Source organism: Pseudomonas sp. L-22-4S-12 (genome assembly GCF_009799935.1).
Classification (GTDB): Bacteria; Pseudomonadota; Gammaproteobacteria; order Pseudomonadales; family Pseudomonadaceae; genus Aquipseudomonas.
This window is the reverse complement of the sequence record NZ_WELL01000001.1, coordinates 675,891-692,342: the sequence shown is the minus strand read 5'-3', so window position 1 is coordinate 692,342 and position 16,452 is coordinate 675,891. Positions and strand designations below refer to the sequence as shown.

Sequence of the window (16,452 nt, the reverse complement as noted above, 5' to 3'; positions counted from 1 at the left end):
GGCTTCGGCTTCGGCTTCGGCTTCGGCTTCGGCTTCGGCTTCGGCTTCGGCTTCGAAATCAGCGTGCACGGCCACTGCGGCGGCCGACAAGCTCGGCGCACCACCGCTCTGGCGGAAGCTGCGGATCGCCTCGATCAGCGCCGCCGGATCGTTCAGTGGCCGGCGGCCCTGCAGTTGTTCCAGCAGTACGGCCAGGCTGTCGTGGCTCTGCTGCAGCAGGCCGGCCAGGTACGGCGAATGGCTGAAGCGGCGATCGACCAGCCCTTCGTACAAGGATTCCAGCTCGTGGGCCAGATCGCCGATGGCGCGAATCTCGGCCATCCGCGCACCACCCTTGAGGGTATGCAGGTCGCGCTGCAGGGACGACAGCGCCAGGCCGTTGTCGGGCTCGGCGAGCCAGCGGTCCAGCGCCTGACCGGCGCTGTCGAGGATATCCACGGCCTCTTCGAGGAATATCTCGACCATTTCCTCGTCGAGGTTTTCCGGCATGCCGCTGACCACCGGTGCGGGCTGCTCAGGCTCAGCCGCAACCGGCGGGCTCGGCTCGCGCACGGCGGGGAAATCGGCTTCATCCAGCTCGACGACTTCCAGCCCGGCCATCTGCGGTTCGAGCAGGGCCAGGGTGGCCGGGGCGATGGCCTCGGCCAGCAGGGCGTGGAGGGCGGCGACCCGCTCCGGCTGGGCGCTGACCTGCAGGCCGGCGGCGACCTGGTCCATCATGCCGATCAGGGCTTCGTGGGCCGCTTCGGCCTCGCTGAAGAAGCGCTCGCTGATCGGCAGGCGGCCGTCCAGGGCGGCCTGGTACAGGGCCAGCAGGGCCTGGCACAGCTCGTCGATCTGCGGCAGCTCGGCCATCTCGGCACCGCGGCCGAGGGTCGCCAGCTCTTCCAGCAGGGCGCTCAGCTCCTGCTGTTCGCTAGGGTGCTCGCGCCACTTGCGCAGCAGGTCCTCGGCATCCAGCAGGATGTCCATGCCTTCGGCGAGGAAGATCGAAATCAGTTGCGGGTCGCGGGTTTCGCCCGGCTCGTCCTGGCGCTCCTGATCGGCGCTGTCCAGGCGTTCGTGGTGCAGCTTGTGCACATCGGCGAGCAGCTCGGCGGCCCCCGGGATCGGCGCCAGCGGCTGGCTTTCCAGTTGCTCCAGGCCGGCGCGGAACAACTGTTCGGCGCGGTGCAGCAGCTCGGCCTCGGCCAGATCCATGGGGATCAGGTTGGCCTTGAATTCCTTGGCCAGTTTCTCCAGCGGCGTGGCGATTTCGGCGATCGGCAGGATGCCGGCCATGTACGCGCTGCCCTTGAGGGTGTGCAGGGCGCGCTGCAGGGCATCGGTCACCGGCTGCGGCAATTCCTGGGCGCAGTCGGCGAGAAAGCCGACCAGGGCGTCCAGATGGGTTTCCGCCTCGTTGCGGAAGATTTCCAGCAGCTGCGGGTCGAGGGCCTCCTCCAGCTCGGCGGCAGGTGCCTCACCCACCGGAGCGGCGGACTCCGGCGTGGCCTCGGCCTCAGGCGCCTCGGCAACCTCGCCGGCCGGCAGCTCGGGCTCGGCGCCCGGAGCCGAACCAGGACCGCTCGGCGGCGGCTGCTGGCCACGGGCCAGGGCATGGGCGGTGGCGGCCAGCAGGTCGACGTCGTCGCGCTGGCGCTGGGCCTTGGCGGCGAACTCTTCGACCAGGGCCGGCATCAGCGCGACCACATCCTTGACCACCTGCTGCACCGGCGCAGAAGCCTCGATGCTGCGGTCGAGCACGCGGTTGAGCAGGTTCTCGATCGACCAGCCCAACTCGCCGATGACCAGGGCGCGAACCATGCGCCCGCTGCCCTTGAGGGTGTGGAAGGCCCGGCGGATTTCCGTCAGGGCGTCCTTGTCGGCGGTGTCGGCGCACCACTGCGGCAGGTATTGGCCAATGGTTTCCAGCACTTCGCCGACTTCCTCGACGAAGACTTCCAGCAGTTCCTCGTCCACCGGCTCTTCGTCGGCCGGCGGCGGCAGCAGGCTGGGTGGCACATCCTGGGCCGGCGGGTTGATCGCCTGCACCGGGGCGGCCATCACGTCGGCCATCGACAGCGGCTTGTCGATCAGCGGAGCGGGGACTTCGACGGCGAACGGTTCGTTCGACAGCTCGACTTCCGGCAGGTCCAGTTCGGCGATCTCGGCCGTATCCCAGTTCAGCAGTTCGTCGCCCGGGGCATCGAGATCCAGTTCCGCCAGCGGCAGATCGACGGCAATCGGCGCCACCTCAGCGGCCTGCGGCGCCAGCTCCTCGAGATCGAAGCTCGGCAGTTCGGCATCGAAGTCGGCAAGTTCCAGCGGCGCATCCAGGCTCAGGTCGATACTTTCCGGCGCTGCGGCGCCGTCGATCTCGCCGAGGCTCCAGTTGTCGTCGGTGACCAGCAGCTCGGTCTCGCTGGCCGGCTGCTCGTGCGCGGCGAACTCGCTGCTCAGCTCATCCAGGCTGAAGGGTTCGGCCTCGCCCAGCGCCTCGAGGTCGAGCGCCGGCGCCTCGCCTTGAGGCAGCTGCAGTTCGATCTCCGCCTCGGGTTCGGCCGGCTCGGCGGCGGACAGCACGTCGATGTCGTGCAGCGGATCGGCCAGAGGGGCAAAGGTTTCTGCCACCGGCTCGATGCGATCGAGGATCGACGGCTTTTCCTTGAGCGGATAGCCCAGGCTTTCCAGGCTTTCCTCGGCGACATCGAGAATCAGGTCGCCCTGGGTCGCGTGGTCTTCGGCCAGGCGTTCGAGGTAGTACTCGACGCTGGTGATGGCGTCGGCCAGGGTGTCGAGGTTCTGCCAGTTGGGCACGGCCTTGCGCGCCAGCAGCTGTTCCTGGATATAGCGGTTGCAGGCCTGCAGCAGGGCGGCGGCCCGCGCCAGCGGAATCATCGCCAGGCCGCCACGGACCTGGGTCAGCAGCTCCGGCACTCGGGCCAGGTGCTCGTGGTTCCACTGCGAGGCGATGAACTCGATGATCGCGTCCTTGGCCTGTTCCAGGCCATTGCGCGCTTCCTTGATCACCAGCTGGTGAATCTGCGCCACGTCGGTGGTGGGCAGGTGGCTCTGTTCGTTCTGCCGGTCATCGGCCGGGCCGACCATGCCGGCCAGCGTCGCCTCGACGTACAGCAGGGCACCGGCGACATCCATCAGCACCGCATCGCTGGGTTCGCGCTGGCCGAGGGACAGGCTGTGCACCACGTCGATCTGATCGACTATCACCTTGCGCGGCTGGCCGAAGCCGAGCACCGCCAGGGTGTCGGCGATCTGCTTGAGCGGCGCCAGCAGGCCGTCCAGTTCGGCGACCTGCTTGCGGTCGCTGCGCACGAACAGGTCGAGGCTGTCCTTGACCCGCACCAGTTCCTCGCACAGGGCGGCGACCACCGAACGCATGGCGTCGCGGTCCGGACCGGCCAGGCGCGCGCGTTCCTCGTCGACCACTTCGCTGTCCGGCAGCGCGTCGTCGAGACGGTATTGGTCTTTCAGGGCGCGAATGCGTGGCGACTGCGCGGGAGCCTTGGCCACATAGAACAGCAGGTTCTTCGCCAGGTCATCCGGCGCGGCCTGGTTGATGCCGTCGGCGCCCTGTTCGACCAGGCGCTTGAGCTCCTTGTCGACCTGGCGCAGCAGGGTACGCACCGACGCGCCATTGGCCACGCTGCCATTGGCCAGGCCTTCGACCATGCCCGAGGCGATCTGCCAGATCGGGCCGAGCGGCGCGTCCTTGCACAGGCTTTCCAGGCGGGCGAAGACGCGCGCCATGTAGCCCAGGTTGGTCGGCAGATCCTGATTGCGGATCACCCCGACCAGGGCCATCTGCAGCATCTGCCGCAGCTTGCGCAGCAGCACCGGCAGTTCGGCGGTGCGCAGCTTGTCGAGGGATTCGTGGGACAGCGCCGGCTGGCTGCCGGAGAGGTCGGGGGAGAACAGGCTGGTTTCCGACAGCAGTTTCTCGCCGCGGGCGGCACGCAGGTCGTTGAGCAGCGGCAACACCACCATCGGCAGGTCGCGCCGCGCGCTCTGGATCCGCTCCAGGTACACCGGCAGCTGCAGGATGGCCTGCATCAGCACTTCCAGGGCCTCGCCCTGGTTGCTCACGCGGCCTTCCATCAGGGCCTGGGCGAGTTGCTCCATTTCCTCGGCGAGCAGGGCTGCGCCGTAGAACTCGACCATCTGCAGGGTGCCATGCACCTGGTGCACATAGGTCAGGCAGAAACGCATGCGCGTCGGGTCCTGCGGGTTCTCGACGAACGCCTCCAGGGCCTGGCGGGCCTGTTTCAGGGTTTCCGCGATCTCGCCTTTGACCCACTCCAGGGCGACATAGTCGTGCCGATCACCCATACCGACTCCACTCATATTCTTGTCTTAGCCCTTGCGGGTAAACGCCAGCACGCGCTCGTCGGCGACCGGGACCAGGTCCGGGTGCTGCCAACCGATCACTTCCCCCACTCCGACGACCAGCAAGCCCCCCGGCGCCAGGCGTTCGGCCAGGCGGTTGAGGATTTCGCGGCGCCGCCAGCGGCGGAAATAGATCAGCATGTTCTGACAGAAGATAACGTCCATGCCGGTCAGGGGCGCCTTGCCCAGTTCCAGCACATTCAATCTGGCGAAACAGATACGTGCCGCCAGATCCGGCACTACCTTGAAACGACCATCGGCCTGGGTGGCGAAATAGCGCTCGCCCAGGTCCGCGTCCAACTGTTCCAGCCGGCGCGCGCCGTACACGGCCTCGCGGGCCTTGCTCAACGCATTCAGGCTGATATCCGTACCGGTGACGCCGAACTGCTGGGCACTGCCGCTCTCACGCAGCACCTCGGCGGCACAGATGGCCATCGAGTAGGGCTCTTCGCCGCTCGCGCAGCCGACACTCCACAGCGCCCAGGGTTGTTGCTGTTGATCGGTCGCCAGGCGCCCGCGCAAATAGCTGTCGAGCACATCGAAGGACGGCCGATGACGAAAGAAGCGGGTCTCCTGTACGGTCAGGCGATCCAGCAGGGTCGACCATTCCACCGCGCCCCGCGGGCCATCGGTGACCTGACGGTAGTAGGTGGCGTAGTCGGCGACGTCCAGTTCGCGCATGCGCGCAGTCAGGTTGGTCTGCAGAAAGGCCCGGCGCTGCTCGCTGATCACCACGCCGGTGCGCTCTTCCAGCAGCGCCTGCCAGTCGCGGAACTCCGTCTGTGACATATCGGCCAGGGGTTTCAAGGCCCAGACGCCGCTTGGCTGCATGCCGTGCCCCTCGCTCATGGCCGCGTTCCCCGGGCAGCGACCCGTTCAGGCCGCTGCACCTCCCATGATCAGACCTGGCCGTCCGGCAGGGTGAAGCCGGATACCGACTTGCGCATCTCGCTGGCCATCTTGGCCAGGTTACCAATGCTCTTGGCGGTGGCGGTGGTACCGGCGGAGGTCTGCGAGGTGATCTCCTGGATCACGTTCATGGTGTTGGAAATGTGACCGGCCGAAGAGGCCTGCTGACGGGCAGCGTTGGAGATGTTCTGGATCAGGGCCGCGAGGGTCTTGGATACCTTCTCGATCTCTTCCAGGGCCACACCGGCGTCCTGCGCCAGGCGGGCACCGCGTACCACTTCGGAAGTGGTCTGCTCCATGGAGATAACCGCTTCGTTGGTGTCGGTCTGAATCGTTTTAACCAGCGCCTCGATCTGCTTGGTTGCGGCCGAGGAACGTTCCGCAAGGCGCTGTACTTCGTCCGCTACCACGGCGAAGCCGCGGCCCGCGTCACCGGCCATGGAGGCCTGGATCGCGGCGTTCAGGGCGAGGATGTTGGTCTGGTCGGCAATGTCGTTGATCAGGCTAACGATGTCACCGATCTCCTGGGACGATTCACCGAGGCGCTTGATCCGCTTCGAGGTGTCCTGGATCTGCTCACGGATGTTATCCATGCCGGTGATGGTGTTGTGTACGACTTCGTTGCCCTTGTTGGCGATGGCTACGGAACGTTCCGCTACCGCGGAGGACTCCGAGGCGTTCGCCGATACCTGGTCAATCGACACGGCCATTTCGTTGATCGCCGCGGAAGCACCGGCGATTTCCTGGGCCTGGTGCTCGGAAGCCTCGGCCAGGTGCATCGCGGTAGCCTGGGTTTCCTGGGCGGCGGCGGCCACCTGCACGGCGGTCAGGTTGATCGTCGCGACCAGGTCGCGCAGCTGGTCGATGGAGTAGTTGATGGAGTCGGCGATGGCACCGGTGAAGTCTTCGGTTACCGTCGCGGCCACGGTCAGGTCACCGTCGGCGAGGTCGGCGATTTCGTCGAGCAGACGCAGAATGGCGGACTGGTTGCGTTCGTTCTTCTCGGCGGTGGAAGCCAGGCGGCGGTTGGTTTCGCGCACCATCACCAGACCGATCAGGATGATCGAGGCCAGGGCGATCAGGCCCAGCACATAGCCGGCCAGGGTGTTGAAGTAGCGGCCGCCGGCCAGGCTCTCGAAGCCGCCGGTCAGTACCGAGGCCTTGTCCAGCAGGGTCTGCGATTCGTTGAAGATGGTGCTGGCGGATTCGCGGACCTGGAACAGTTCCGGCGAGGTTTCCAGGATCTCGTCCACCGAGCCGGAAACGAACTGGAACAACTCGGAGATCTCGGCCAGACGCTCAAGGGCGTCCGGGTCGGTGACCTGGGAGATTTCCATGGCGGCGTTGCCTTCGGTCATCGCCTTGAGCACGCGACCGAACAGGCTGGCGTCGCGGCCGAACATGTCGGCGGCCTGTACCGAGTCATCGTCACCGGCCAGTACCTTGTTCACCGAGCCGAGGATACGTTCGGCCAGCAGCGACTGGCGCTGGGCCACGGACACCTGGGCCGCCGGCGCACCGCTCTGCAGCAGGATGTCGACCACCTCTTCGTACTCGACCTGCAGCTGCGGAATGGTTTCCGCCAGGGTCGCGGCTACCTGGTGCAGCGAGAGGACGGTCTGTTCGCTGGCGAGAATGGCGTCGGCGTTCTTGCGCAGGCTGTCCCAGTCCTTCTGTACCGCTTCCATTTCCGCCTGCATCGAGGCCGGCGCCGGCGGCAGGCCGCTGGCTTCGCTGCCTGCGGTGAGGAAGCCCCAGCGCTCTTCGAAGCCGTTGCGCGCTTCCTTCAGCAGCGGGAAGGCTTGCGCCTTGCCGGTCGCCGCTTCGGTGGCGTTCTTCGCAATCCGCTGGGACAGAACACGCAGCTCACCGGCGTGGCTGATGTATTCCTTGTCGTAGTTCGACTGGGTGTTGAGGTAGGCGAAGTTGGCGAACAACAACACGATGGAGATGATCAGGACGATGAACAGTCCGGCGATCAGCGTGTTACTGCGCACACCTGCCAAAAGATTGCCTGCGTTGAATTTTTTCATTATCTGGCCCCCGCCTGGACCGACCGCACTACGGTTCCCATGTAACGCCAAAGGGCCGGCAAATGCCGACCCAACCGAAAAACTTTAGATCGCCACGTCGAGAAAACCCTGGTGCTGAGCCAGCGCATGCGGGCTGAACACCAGCCAGGGCTGCTCGCGCTGGAAGACGCCGTGGATAAAAGGTTCTATGGAAGCTTCGAGCGGTGGCAACTGCTCGGAAAAGGTATCCACCGGGAAGTGCTGCATGCCGAACACTTCGTCGACCGTCAGCCCGGCAAATACTTCCTGGTGATCCACCACCAGTACGCGCCGCTGCTTGCGCAGTGGCGACAGGTCGGAACCAAAGAAGCCGCACAGATCCATGACCGGCAGCAGCCGGCCACGCACGTTGGCGACCCCCTTGACCCAGTGTTTCACGCTCGGCAACAAGGTGTGCCGCGGCTCATGCAGGACTTCGCCGATCTCCCCCATGGGCGCCACGAAATAGCGCTCGCCCATGCGAAAACCGATGCCGCTCCAGGTCTGCACGGCCTGCTGCTGGGACGGCAGGCCGGCGGCCAGCAGCCGACAACGCTGGTCGATCTGTACGAGGAGCTGAAAGGGGGATTGCGCGTCCGACATGCCAGCCTTGGCCTTTTCTTGTTATTGGGCTCTACGCTCGTGCCCGGCCTTAGCCGGCCAGCACCGCATTCAGGGTTTTCATCAGGGTGTCTTCGTCGACCGGCTTGGTCAGGTAGTCACGCGCGCCCTGGCGCTTGCCCCAGACCTTGTCGGTTTCCTGATCCTTGGTGGTGACGATGATCACCGGGATGTGACTGGTGTCGGCATCCTTGGTCAGCTGGCGGGTGGCCTGGAAGCCATTGAGCCCCGGCATGACGATGTCCATCAGCACCGCATCCGGCTTTTCCTGGCGCGCCAGGGCGACGCCATCGGCGCCATTCTCCGCCTTGAGCACCTGATGGCCGTGCTTTTCCAGCATGGCGGTCAGTTTGTACATCTCGGTTGGCGAATCATCAACAATCAAAATACGAGCCATGGAGTTCCCCATACGGAATAGGCTTCACCGGCCTGCGGCCGGAAATCAGGAGGCTTGTTCCACCGGAACGAAGTCGGGGACATGCGTCTTGATGGCACCGAGCAGCTCTTCCTTGCTGAAGGGCTTGGTCAGGTACTGGTCGGAGCCAACGATACGCCCCTTGGCCTTGTCGAACAGGCCGTCCTTGGAAGACAGCATGATCACCGGGGTGGATTTGAAAGCACTGTTGTTCTTGATCAGGGCGCAGGTCTGATAGCCATCGAGCCGCGGCATCATGATGTCGACAAAGATGATGCTCGGGTGAGTATCGGCGATCTTAGCCAGTGCATCGAAACCATCAACAGCCGTGATGACTTCGCATCCGACTTTTTTCAGCAGAGTTTCAGCGGTGCGACGAATCGTTTTCGAATCGTCGATCACCATCACCTTCAAACCCTCGGAATGCTGTTCCATGTTTGCCCTACCATCGCCTCGGTGAGTCATTATTCTTGCGTTATCAGTGTGCCTGAGGCCCTGCCACCGACGGGCTGCGTCCCAATCGTCGGGCCTTTTTAGCACACTCTCCAGATGCAATCTATAAGCCCCGGATTCGCGGGGTTTTCCTTGACCGGCAAGGCCACCGGCGCCACCCTTGCGCATCACCGTATGGCCACCCAGGCCTTTTTAGCCGGATTACGCTGCCGAGGTTTACCCCGATGAGCATTCGCCTGGGGATCGTCATGGATCCCATTGCCCAGATCAGTTTCAAGAAGGACAGCTCGCTGGCCATGCTCCTGGCCGCCCAGGCCCGTGGCTGGTCGCTGTTCTATATGGAACAGCAGGACCTTTACCAGAACGCCGGCCAGGCTCGCGCCCGCATGCGCCCCCTGCGCGTGTTCGACAACCCGCTGCAGTGGTTCGAGCTGGACGCCGAGCAGGACAGCCCGCTGAGCGAGCTGGACGTGATCCTGATGCGCAAGGATCCGCCGTTCGACAACGAGTTCGTCTACTCCACCTACCTGCTGGAACAGGCCGAGCGCGCCGGCGTGCTGGTGGTCAACCGCCCGCAGAGCCTGCGCGACTGCAACGAAAAACTCTTCGCCACCCTGTTCCCCCACTGCATGCCGCCGACCCTGGTCAGCCGCAGGCCAGACATTCTGCGCGAGTTTGCCGAACAGCAGCGTGACATCATTCTCAAACCCCTGGATGGCATGGGCGGCTCCTCGATCTTCCGCCACCGCGCCGGCGACCCCAACCTCTCGGTGATCTTGGAAACCCTCACCGCCCATGGCAGCCAGCAGTGCATGGCCCAGGGCTACCTGCCGGGGATCAAGGATGGCGACAAGCGCATCCTGATGATCGACGGCGAGCCGGTGCCCTACTGCCTGGCGCGTATCCCGGCGCAGGGCGAAACCCGCGGCAACCTGGCCGCCGGCGGCACCGGCGAAGCCCGCCCGCTGACCGAGCGCGACCGCTGGATCGCCGCCGAAGTCGGCCCGGTGCTGCGCGAGAAGGGCCTGTTATTCGTCGGCCTGGACGTGATCGGCGAACACCTCACCGAGATCAACGTGACCAGCCCGACCTGCATCCGCGAGATCGACAAGGCCTTCGATACCCGCATCGGCGAACGCCTGATGGATGCGATTGCCGACAAGCTCGCAGCGCGCAGTGCTTCATAGACTTTTGCCCCCTCACTGGGCAGACTGCGCGGCATCCTGATGCCTGTCGAAACCCGATGAACGCAGCCACTCTCGCGCCCGAACTGCCCAGCACTGGCGTCCGCCCGGCGGACCGGCTGGGCTTCACCCTGCTGATTGCGACCATCGTGCACCTGGCACTGATCCTCGGCGTCAGCTTCACCCTGGCCAAACCGGGCACCCTGAGCAAGAGCCTGGAAATCACCCTGTCCACCTTCAAGAGCGAAGAGAAGCCCAAGGACGCGGACTACCTGGCGCAGGACAACCAGCAGGGCAGCGGCACCCTGGAACACAAGGCGGCGCCGAAGACCACCGAACAGGCGATCTTCCAAGACACCCAGGTCAAGCGCGTCACCCCGCCCAGCGCGCCGCCGCAGGCGCAGCGCCAGGAAGCCGCGCCCAAGGCCGCCATTGCCACCCGCAGCCCGCAGCAGCAGAAGACCCCGAGCAAGACCGAGCGCACCCAGCCCGAGCCGGACGCCCGCGCCGCGCCGGTGTTCGACAGTTCGCAGCTGTCCGCCGAGATCGCCAGCCTGGAAGCCGAGCTGGCCCAGGAAGTCCAGCAGTACGCCAAACGGCCGAAGATTCACCGCCTGAATGCCGCCTCCACCGCGCGCGACAAGGGCGCCTGGTACAAGGACGAATGGCGCAAGAAGGTCGAACGGGTCGGCAACCTCAACTACCCGGACGAGGCCCGCCGCCAGCGGATCTACGGCAACCTGCGCCTGCTGGTGTCGATCAACCGCGACGGCACCCTGTATGAAGTGCAGGTCCTCGAGTCGTCCGACCAGCCCCTGCTGGACCAGGCCGCCCTGCGCATCGTGCGCCTGGCCGCGCCCTTCGCCCCGTTCACCGGCGACATGGCCGAATTCGATCGCCTGGAAATCATCCGCACCTGGCGCTTCGAGCGCGGCGACCGCCTGTCCAGCAACTGAGCCGCCGCCGCGCGACGGCGCGCCACACTTGAAGCCGGCGCCGCGAAGCTTGAAACTAGGCCGATGAAGAATTCCGCGCCCAGCTACCTCAAGCACCACTTCCTGATCGCCATGCCGCACATGGCCGATCCGAACTTCGCGCAGACCGTCACCTACCTGGTCGAACACAACGAGCAGGGCGCCATGGGCCTGGTGATCAACCGCCCCAACGGCCTCAGCCTGGCCGACGTGCTTGAGCAGTTGCGCCCGGACGAAGAGCCGCCCGCCCTCTGCCAGAGCCTGCCGATCTTTGCCGGCGGCCCGGTGCAGACCGATCGTGGCTTCGTCCTGCACCCGAGCGGGACCAGCTTCCAGGCCACCCTGGAGCTGGGCGAACTGGCCCTGTCGACCTCCCAGGACGTGCTGTTCGCCATCGCCGAAGGCAACGGCCCACGCCAGCACCTGATCACCCTCGGCTATGCCGGCTGGGAAGCCGGCCAGCTGGAGAGCGAACTGGCCGACAACGCCTGGCTGACCTGCCCGGCCGCCCACGACATCCTCTTCGACCTGCCCGCCGAGCAGCGCCTGGAAGCGGCCGCCGCCCGCCTGGGCGTCAACCTCAGCCTGCTCAGCGCCCAGGCCGGCCACGCATGAGCGCCGACAAACCGCTGCGCCTGCTGCTCGGCTTCGACTACGGCAGCAAGCAGATCGGCGTCGCCGTCGGCCAGGTGATCACCGGCCAGGCCCGCGAGCTGTGCGTGCTGAAGGCGCAGAACGGCGTCCCCGACTGGCAGAAGGTCGAGGCGCTGATCAAGGAGTGGCAGCCGGATGCGATAGTCGTCGGCCTGCCGCTGAACATGGACGGCAGCCCCAGCGAGATGAGCGAACGCGCCGAGAAGTTCGCCCGCCGCCTCAATGGCCGCTTCAACCTGCCGGTACACACCCACGACGAGCGCCTGACCACCTACGAAGCCAAGGGCGAACGCATGGCCCAGGGCCAGCGCGGCGGCAGCTACCGGGACAACCCGGTCGACGCCCTGGCCGCGGCCCTGCTGCTGGAAGGCTGGCTGGCCGAACAGCCGTGAAACGCCGGCGCCTGGCGCCGTCGACCGCTACCGCCGAGCATCCGGCCCAGCTACGCTGAGCCGGATCGCCCACCGCCTGTTAACTGCACGAGGATCGCCCATGGCCCTGCCCAACCCCGCCGAACTGCTGCCGCGCATGGCCGCCGAGCTGCAGCAGCTGCTGGCCAGCCGCGGCATCACCCAGCCGCACTTCATCGGCATCCGCACCGGCGGCGTGTGGGTGGCCGAGGCCCTGCTGAATGAGCTGGGCCTGGACCAGCCGCTCGGCACCCTCGACGTGTCCTTCTACCGCGACGACTTCACCCGCAGCGGCCTGCACCCGCAGGTGCGCCCGTCGGAGCTGCCGTTCGACATCGAAGACCAGCATCTGGTGCTGATCGACGACGTACTGATGAGCGGGCGCACCATCCGCGCCGCACTCAACGAGCTGTTCGACTACGGCCGCCCGGCCAGCGTGACCCTGGTCTGCCTGCTCGACCTGGATGCCCGCGAGCTGCCGGTGCATGCCGACGTGCTCGGCGCGACCCTCGCCCTGGCGGCCAACGAGCGGGTAAAATTGCTCGGCCCCGCGCCGCTCGCCCTCGAGCTGCAAACCCTCTCCGACTCCTAAGGCCTGCCCCATGCCTATCGACGCCAAGCGCTCGCTGCAGCTCAACGACCAGGGCCAGCTGCGCCACTTCCTCTCGCTCGACGGCCTGCCGCGCGAGCTGCTGACGGAAATCCTCGACACCGCCGACTCCTTCCTCGAAGTCGGCGCCCGCGCGGTGAAGAAGGTCCCGCTGCTGCGCGGCAAGACCGTGTGCAACGTGTTCTTCGAGAACTCCACGCGCACCCGCACCACCTTCGAACTGGCCGCCCAGCGCCTGTCCGCCGACGTGATCAGCCTCAACGTGTCGACCAGCTCGACCAGCAAGGGCGAGACCCTGTTCGACACCCTGCGCAACCTGGAAGCCATGGCCGCCGACATCTTCGTCGTGCGCCATGCCGACTCCGGCGCCGCGCACTTCATCGCCGAGCACGTCTGCCCGAACCTGGCGATCATCAACGGCGGCGACGGCCGCCACGCGCACCCGACCCAGGGCATGCTCGACATGCTCACCATCCGCCGGCACAAGGGCGGCTTCGAGAACCTCTCGGTGGCCATCGTCGGCGACATCCTGCATTCGCGGGTAGCGCGCTCCAACATGCTGGCCCTGAAGACCCTGGGCTGCCCGGACATCCGCGTGATCGGGCCGAAGACCCTGCTGCCGGTGGGCATCGAGCAGTACGGGGTGAAGGTCTACAGCGACCTGGCCAGCGGCCTCAAGGACGTCGACGTGGTGATCATGCTGCGCCTGCAGCGCGAGCGCATGCAGGGCGGCCTGCTGCCCAGCGAGGGCGAGTTCTACAAGCTGTTCGGCCTCACCGAGCAGCGCCTCAAGCTGGCCAAGCCGGACGCCCTGGTGATGCACCCGGGGCCGATCAACCGCGGCGTGGAGATCGAGTCGGCGGTAGCCGATGGCCCGCAGTCGGTGATTCTCAACCAGGTCACCTACGGCATCGCCATCCGCATGGCCGTGCTGTCCATGGCCATGAGCGGCCAAACCGCCCAGCGTCAACTGAATGCCGAGGAGCAGAACTGATGCGCACCCGTATCTTCGGCGCCCGGGTCATCGACCCGGCCAGCGGCCTCGACCAGGCCGGCGACCTCTACCTCGACGGCGGCAAGATAGTCGCCCTCGACCAGGCCCCGGCCGGCTTCGTCGCCGACAAGACCATCGACGCCACCGGCCTGATCGCCAGCCCCGGCCTGGTCGACCTGTCCGTGGCCCTGCGCGAGCCCGGCTACAGCCGCAAGGGCAACATCGCCAGCGAGACCCTGGCTGCCGCCGCCGGCGGTGTGACCAGCCTGTGCTGCCCGCCACTGACCAAGCCGGTGCTGGACACCTCGGCGGTGGCCGAGCTGATCCTCGACCGCGCCCAGGAAGCCGGGCACACCAAGGTGTTCCCCATCGGCGCACTGAGCAAGAATCTCGCCGGCGAGCAGCTGGCCGAACTGGTGGCCCTGCGCGATGCCGGCTGCGTGGCCTTCGCCAACGGCCTGGCGCCGATGGCCAACAACCGTACCCTGCGCCGCGCCCTGGAATACGCGGCGACCTTCGACCTGACCGTGGTGTTCCACGCCCAGGACTTTGAGCTGGCCGAAGGCGGCCTGGCCCACGAAGGGCCGACCGCCAGCTTCCTCGGCCTGGCCGGCATCCCGGAAACCGCCGAGACCGTGGCCCTGGCCCGCGACCTGCTACTGGTCGAGCAAAGTGGCGTACGCGCCCACTTCAGCCAGCTGACCAGCGCGCGCGGCGCCGAGATGATCGCCGCCGCCCAGGCCCGCGGCCTGCCGGTGACCGCCGACGTGGCGATGTACCAGTTAATCCTCACCGACGAGGCACTGCTCGGCTTCTCCAGCCTGTACCACGTGCAGCCACCGCTGCGCACCGCCTTCGATCGCGACGGCCTGCGCCAGGCGCTGAAGGCCGGGGTGATCGGCGCCATCGCCAGCCACCACCAACCCCACGAGGCCGATGCCAAGCTGGCGCCGTTCGGCGCCACCGAGCCGGGCATCAGCAGCGTCGAACTGCTGCTACCGCTGGCCCTGACCCTGGTGGAAGACGGCCTGCTCGACCTGCCGACCCTGCTCGCCCGCCTCACCGCCGGCCCGGCCAAGGCCCTGCGCCTGCCGGCCGGGCGCCTGGCCGTGGGCGCTCCGGCCGACCTGCTGCTGTTCGATGCCGGGGCGCAGACCCTGGCCGGCGAAACCTGGCACTCGAAGGGCGGCAACAGCCCGTTCATCGGCCACTGCCTGCCGGGCAAGGTGCGTTACACCCTGGTCGACGGACGCATCAGCTTCCAGGGCTGAACCGTCCACCGATGAAAAAGCCCGCCACTCGGCGGGCTTTTTCATGGCTATGTCCCAATAGCGTGTTGCACAGGCCATCGAGTTTTAGTGGGAGCGGATTTATCCGCGATAAACAGGCAGCTCGGCGTAGGCCCTGATCGCGAATGAATTCGCTCCCACCAACAGCCAGAGCAGCCACCGCGAGCGCTTGAGCCAAACAACAGCGCGGCGTAGCAACGCGTAACAGGTACATAGCTTTTTTCATGGCCGCAGCATTCAGCCGCGCTGGGCGTTGCGCAGCGACACCTGGTCGTTCAGGGTCCAGAAGTCGTAGAGCACGCCCAGGCCGAACAGGCCCAGGGTCAGCAGATAGAGGATGCCGCTGATCCACTTGCCCTGGTACATGCGGTGCACACCGAAGGCGCCGAGGAAGGTCAGCAGGATCCAGGCCACGTTGTAGTCGATGTCGCCGGCGTGAAAGCGCAGATCCGCCTCGCGGTCCATGCTGGGGATCAGGAACAGGTCGATGATCCAGCCGATGAAGAACAGGCCGAGGGTGAAGAACCAGATGGTCCCGGTCACCGGCCTGCCGTAATAGAAACGGTGCGCACCGAGAAAGCCGAAGATCCACAGTAGATAGCCAATGACCTTGCTGTGGGTGTCCTGTCGTTGCATGTCTGCCTCCTGCCGGCATCGAGTCCTAGTGATGCCACAATCTACGCCAGCTGGGCCGCGCAGGAAAATGCCGCGTGCGACAAGGCATGTCCTGGCGGTTCAGATGCGCGCGGGGCTCACTTGGGCTCGACTATGCCCTTGAGCAGCTCCAGCGGCAGCGGGAAGACGATGGTCGAGCTCTTGTCGCCGGCGATCACGCCGAGTGTCTGCATGTAGCGCAGCTGCATGGCGCCGGGCTGGCGACCGAGCACCTCGGCGGCCTGGGCCAGCTTCTCCGAGGCCTGCAGCTCGCCCTCGGCGTGGATCACCTTGGCCCGCCGCTCGCGCTCGGCCTCGGCCTGCTTGGCGATGGCGCGAATCATCGACTCGTTGAGGTCGACATGCTTGATCTCCACGTTCGCCACCTTGATGCCCCAGGCGTCGGTCTGCGCATCCAGCACCTGCTGGATGTCGGCATTCAGCCGTTCGCGCTCGGCCAGCAGCTGATCCAGCTCGTGCTTGCCAAGCACCGCGCGCAGGGTGGTCTGCGCCAGCTGGCTGGTGGCCATGTGGTAGTCCTCGACCTGGATGATCGCCTTCTGCGCATCCAGCACGCGAAAGTAGATCACCGCATTGACCTTGACCGAGACGTTGTCGCGGGTGATCACGTCCTGCGTCGGCACGTCCAGCACCACGGTGCGCAGATCCACCCGCACCACCTGCTGAATCGCCGGGATGATGATCACCAGCCCCGGGCCCTTGACCTTCCAGAAGCGCCCGAGCTGGAACACCACGCCCCGCTCGTATTCGCGAAAGATGCGGAACGCCGAGACGATCAGCGCCACCAGTAGCACCAGCAGGGTGCCCAATGTCAGTGGAAAACCCAT

General features: G+C 66.2%; 15 protein-coding genes. 7 read left to right on the top strand and 8 right to left on the bottom strand.

The window, feature by feature from the left end:
• The 6 genes from F3I16_RS03120 to pilG form a co-directional block, all read right to left on the bottom strand.
• On the bottom strand, window positions 1–4,329 hold a 4,329-nt coding region (locus F3I16_RS03120), incomplete at its 3' end, for an Hpt domain-containing protein (RefSeq protein WP_256670057.1).
• A 24-nt stretch (window positions 4,330–4,353) separates the two neighbouring features.
• Window positions 4,354–5,217: a protein-glutamate O-methyltransferase CheR gene (locus F3I16_RS03115; RefSeq protein WP_160492903.1), complete on the bottom strand. Its 864-nt coding sequence runs from the start codon at window positions 5,215–5,217 to the stop codon at window positions 4,354–4,356.
• Between the two features lie 68 nt (window positions 5,218–5,285).
• On the bottom strand, window positions 5,286–7,328 hold the full coding sequence (locus F3I16_RS03110) for a methyl-accepting chemotaxis protein (protein WP_160492284.1): 2,043 nt from the start codon (window positions 7,326–7,328) through the stop codon (window positions 5,286–5,288).
• An 84-nt stretch (window positions 7,329–7,412) separates the two neighbouring features.
• Window positions 7,413–7,949, bottom strand: coding sequence for a chemotaxis protein CheW (locus tag F3I16_RS03105; RefSeq protein ID WP_160492283.1), 537 nt, complete (start codon window positions 7,947–7,949; stop codon window positions 7,413–7,415).
• Between the two features lie 49 nt (window positions 7,950–7,998).
• Window positions 7,999–8,364 (bottom strand): twitching motility response regulator PilH, encoded by a 366-nt coding sequence (gene pilH, locus F3I16_RS03100; protein WP_068824882.1) that lies wholly within the window; start codon window positions 8,362–8,364, stop codon window positions 7,999–8,001.
• Window positions 8,365–8,409: 45 nt separating this feature from the next.
• Window positions 8,410–8,817 carry a twitching motility response regulator PilG gene (gene pilG, locus F3I16_RS03095; RefSeq protein WP_160077107.1) on the bottom strand — a complete coding sequence of 136 codons (408 nt, stop codon included), beginning with the start codon at window positions 8,815–8,817 and terminating at the stop codon, window positions 8,410–8,412.
• A 242-nt stretch (window positions 8,818–9,059) separates the two neighbouring features.
• On the opposite strand from pilG, the gene gshB reads away from it, so the two are divergent.
• The 7 genes from gshB (at window position 9,060) to F3I16_RS03060 (ending at window position 14,932) form a co-directional block, all read left to right on the top strand.
• The gene (gene gshB, locus F3I16_RS03090; protein ID WP_160077108.1) at window positions 9,060–10,022 is read left to right on the top strand and encodes a glutathione synthase; all 963 of its coding nucleotides are present in this window, start codon (window positions 9,060–9,062) and stop codon (window positions 10,020–10,022) included.
• Between the two features lie 56 nt (window positions 10,023–10,078).
• A complete protein-coding gene (locus F3I16_RS03085) occupies window positions 10,079–10,975 on the top strand; it encodes an energy transducer TonB (RefSeq protein ID WP_160492282.1) in 897 nt (298 codons plus the stop codon).
• A 63-nt stretch (window positions 10,976–11,038) separates the two neighbouring features.
• Window positions 11,039–11,608 (top strand): YqgE/AlgH family protein, encoded by a 570-nt coding sequence (locus F3I16_RS03080; RefSeq protein ID WP_160492281.1) that lies wholly within the window; start codon window positions 11,039–11,041, stop codon window positions 11,606–11,608.
• Window positions 11,605–12,039, top strand: a complete 435-nt coding sequence (gene ruvX / locus F3I16_RS03075) for a Holliday junction resolvase RuvX (protein ID WP_160487858.1) — start codon at window positions 11,605–11,607, stop codon at window positions 12,037–12,039. The genes F3I16_RS03080 and ruvX overlap by 4 nt, the downstream gene beginning before the upstream one ends.
• A gap of 100 nt (window positions 12,040–12,139) precedes the next feature.
• On the top strand, window positions 12,140–12,649 hold the full coding sequence (gene pyrR / locus F3I16_RS03070) for a bifunctional pyr operon transcriptional regulator/uracil phosphoribosyltransferase PyrR (protein WP_160492280.1): 510 nt from the start codon (window positions 12,140–12,142) through the stop codon (window positions 12,647–12,649).
• Window positions 12,650–12,659: 10 nt separating this feature from the next.
• Window positions 12,660–13,661, top strand: coding sequence for an aspartate carbamoyltransferase catalytic subunit (locus F3I16_RS03065; RefSeq protein WP_160492279.1), 1,002 nt, complete (start codon window positions 12,660–12,662; stop codon window positions 13,659–13,661).
• Complete coding sequence (locus tag F3I16_RS03060) at window positions 13,661–14,932, top strand: dihydroorotase (protein ID WP_160492278.1); 1,272 nt, start codon at window positions 13,661–13,663, stop codon at window positions 14,930–14,932. The genes F3I16_RS03065 and F3I16_RS03060 overlap by 1 nt, the downstream gene beginning before the upstream one ends.
• 255 nt (window positions 14,933–15,187) lie before the next feature.
• Here F3I16_RS03060 and F3I16_RS03055 read toward each other — a convergent pair whose 3' ends face one another.
• Together F3I16_RS03055 and F3I16_RS03050 are read right to left on the bottom strand one after the other, a co-directional pair.
• Entirely contained in the window at window positions 15,188–15,586 is a 399-nt protein-coding gene (locus F3I16_RS03055; protein ID WP_160492277.1) for a TM2 domain-containing protein, read from the bottom strand.
• A 116-nt stretch (window positions 15,587–15,702) separates the two neighbouring features.
• Window positions 15,703–16,452 carry a slipin family protein gene (locus tag F3I16_RS03050; protein ID WP_160492276.1) on the bottom strand — a complete coding sequence of 250 codons (750 nt, stop codon included), beginning with the start codon at window positions 16,450–16,452 and terminating at the stop codon, window positions 15,703–15,705.

Bases quoted from the DNA above. Each gene is read 5' to 3' on its own strand.
- F3I16_RS03080 (WP_160492281.1), top strand. From the start codon at position 11,039: ATGAAGAATTCCGCGCCCAGCTACCTCAAGCACCACTTCCTGATCGCC.
- ruvX (WP_160487858.1), top strand. From the start codon at position 11,605: ATGAGCGCCGACAAACCGCTGCGCCTGCTGCTCGGCTTCGACTACGGC.
- F3I16_RS03105 (WP_160492283.1), bottom strand. From the start codon at position 7,949: ATGTCGGACGCGCAATCCCCCTTTCAGCTCCTCGTACAGATCGACCAG.
- F3I16_RS03065 (WP_160492279.1), top strand. From the start codon at position 12,660: ATGCCTATCGACGCCAAGCGCTCGCTGCAGCTCAACGACCAGGGCCAG.
- pilH (WP_068824882.1), bottom strand. From the start codon at position 8,364: ATGGCTCGTATTTTGATTGTTGATGATTCGCCAACCGAGATGTACAAA.
- pilG (WP_160077107.1), bottom strand. From the start codon at position 8,817: ATGGAACAGCATTCCGAGGGTTTGAAGGTGATGGTGATCGACGATTCG.
- F3I16_RS03060 (WP_160492278.1), top strand. From the start codon at position 13,661: ATGCGCACCCGTATCTTCGGCGCCCGGGTCATCGACCCGGCCAGCGGC.
- F3I16_RS03115 (WP_160492903.1), bottom strand. From the start codon at position 5,217: ATGCAGCCAAGCGGCGTCTGGGCCTTGAAACCCCTGGCCGATATGTCA.
- F3I16_RS03110 (WP_160492284.1), bottom strand. From the start codon at position 7,328: ATGAAAAAATTCAACGCAGGCAATCTTTTGGCAGGTGTGCGCAGTAAC.
- F3I16_RS03050 (WP_160492276.1), bottom strand. From the start codon at position 16,452: ATGGGTTTTCCACTGACATTGGGCACCCTGCTGGTGCTACTGGTGGCG.
- pyrR (WP_160492280.1), top strand. From the start codon at position 12,140: ATGGCCCTGCCCAACCCCGCCGAACTGCTGCCGCGCATGGCCGCCGAG.
- gshB (WP_160077108.1), top strand. From the start codon at position 9,060: ATGAGCATTCGCCTGGGGATCGTCATGGATCCCATTGCCCAGATCAGT.
- F3I16_RS03055 (WP_160492277.1), bottom strand. From the start codon at position 15,586: ATGCAACGACAGGACACCCACAGCAAGGTCATTGGCTATCTACTGTGG.
- F3I16_RS03085 (WP_160492282.1), top strand. From the start codon at position 10,079: ATGAACGCAGCCACTCTCGCGCCCGAACTGCCCAGCACTGGCGTCCGC.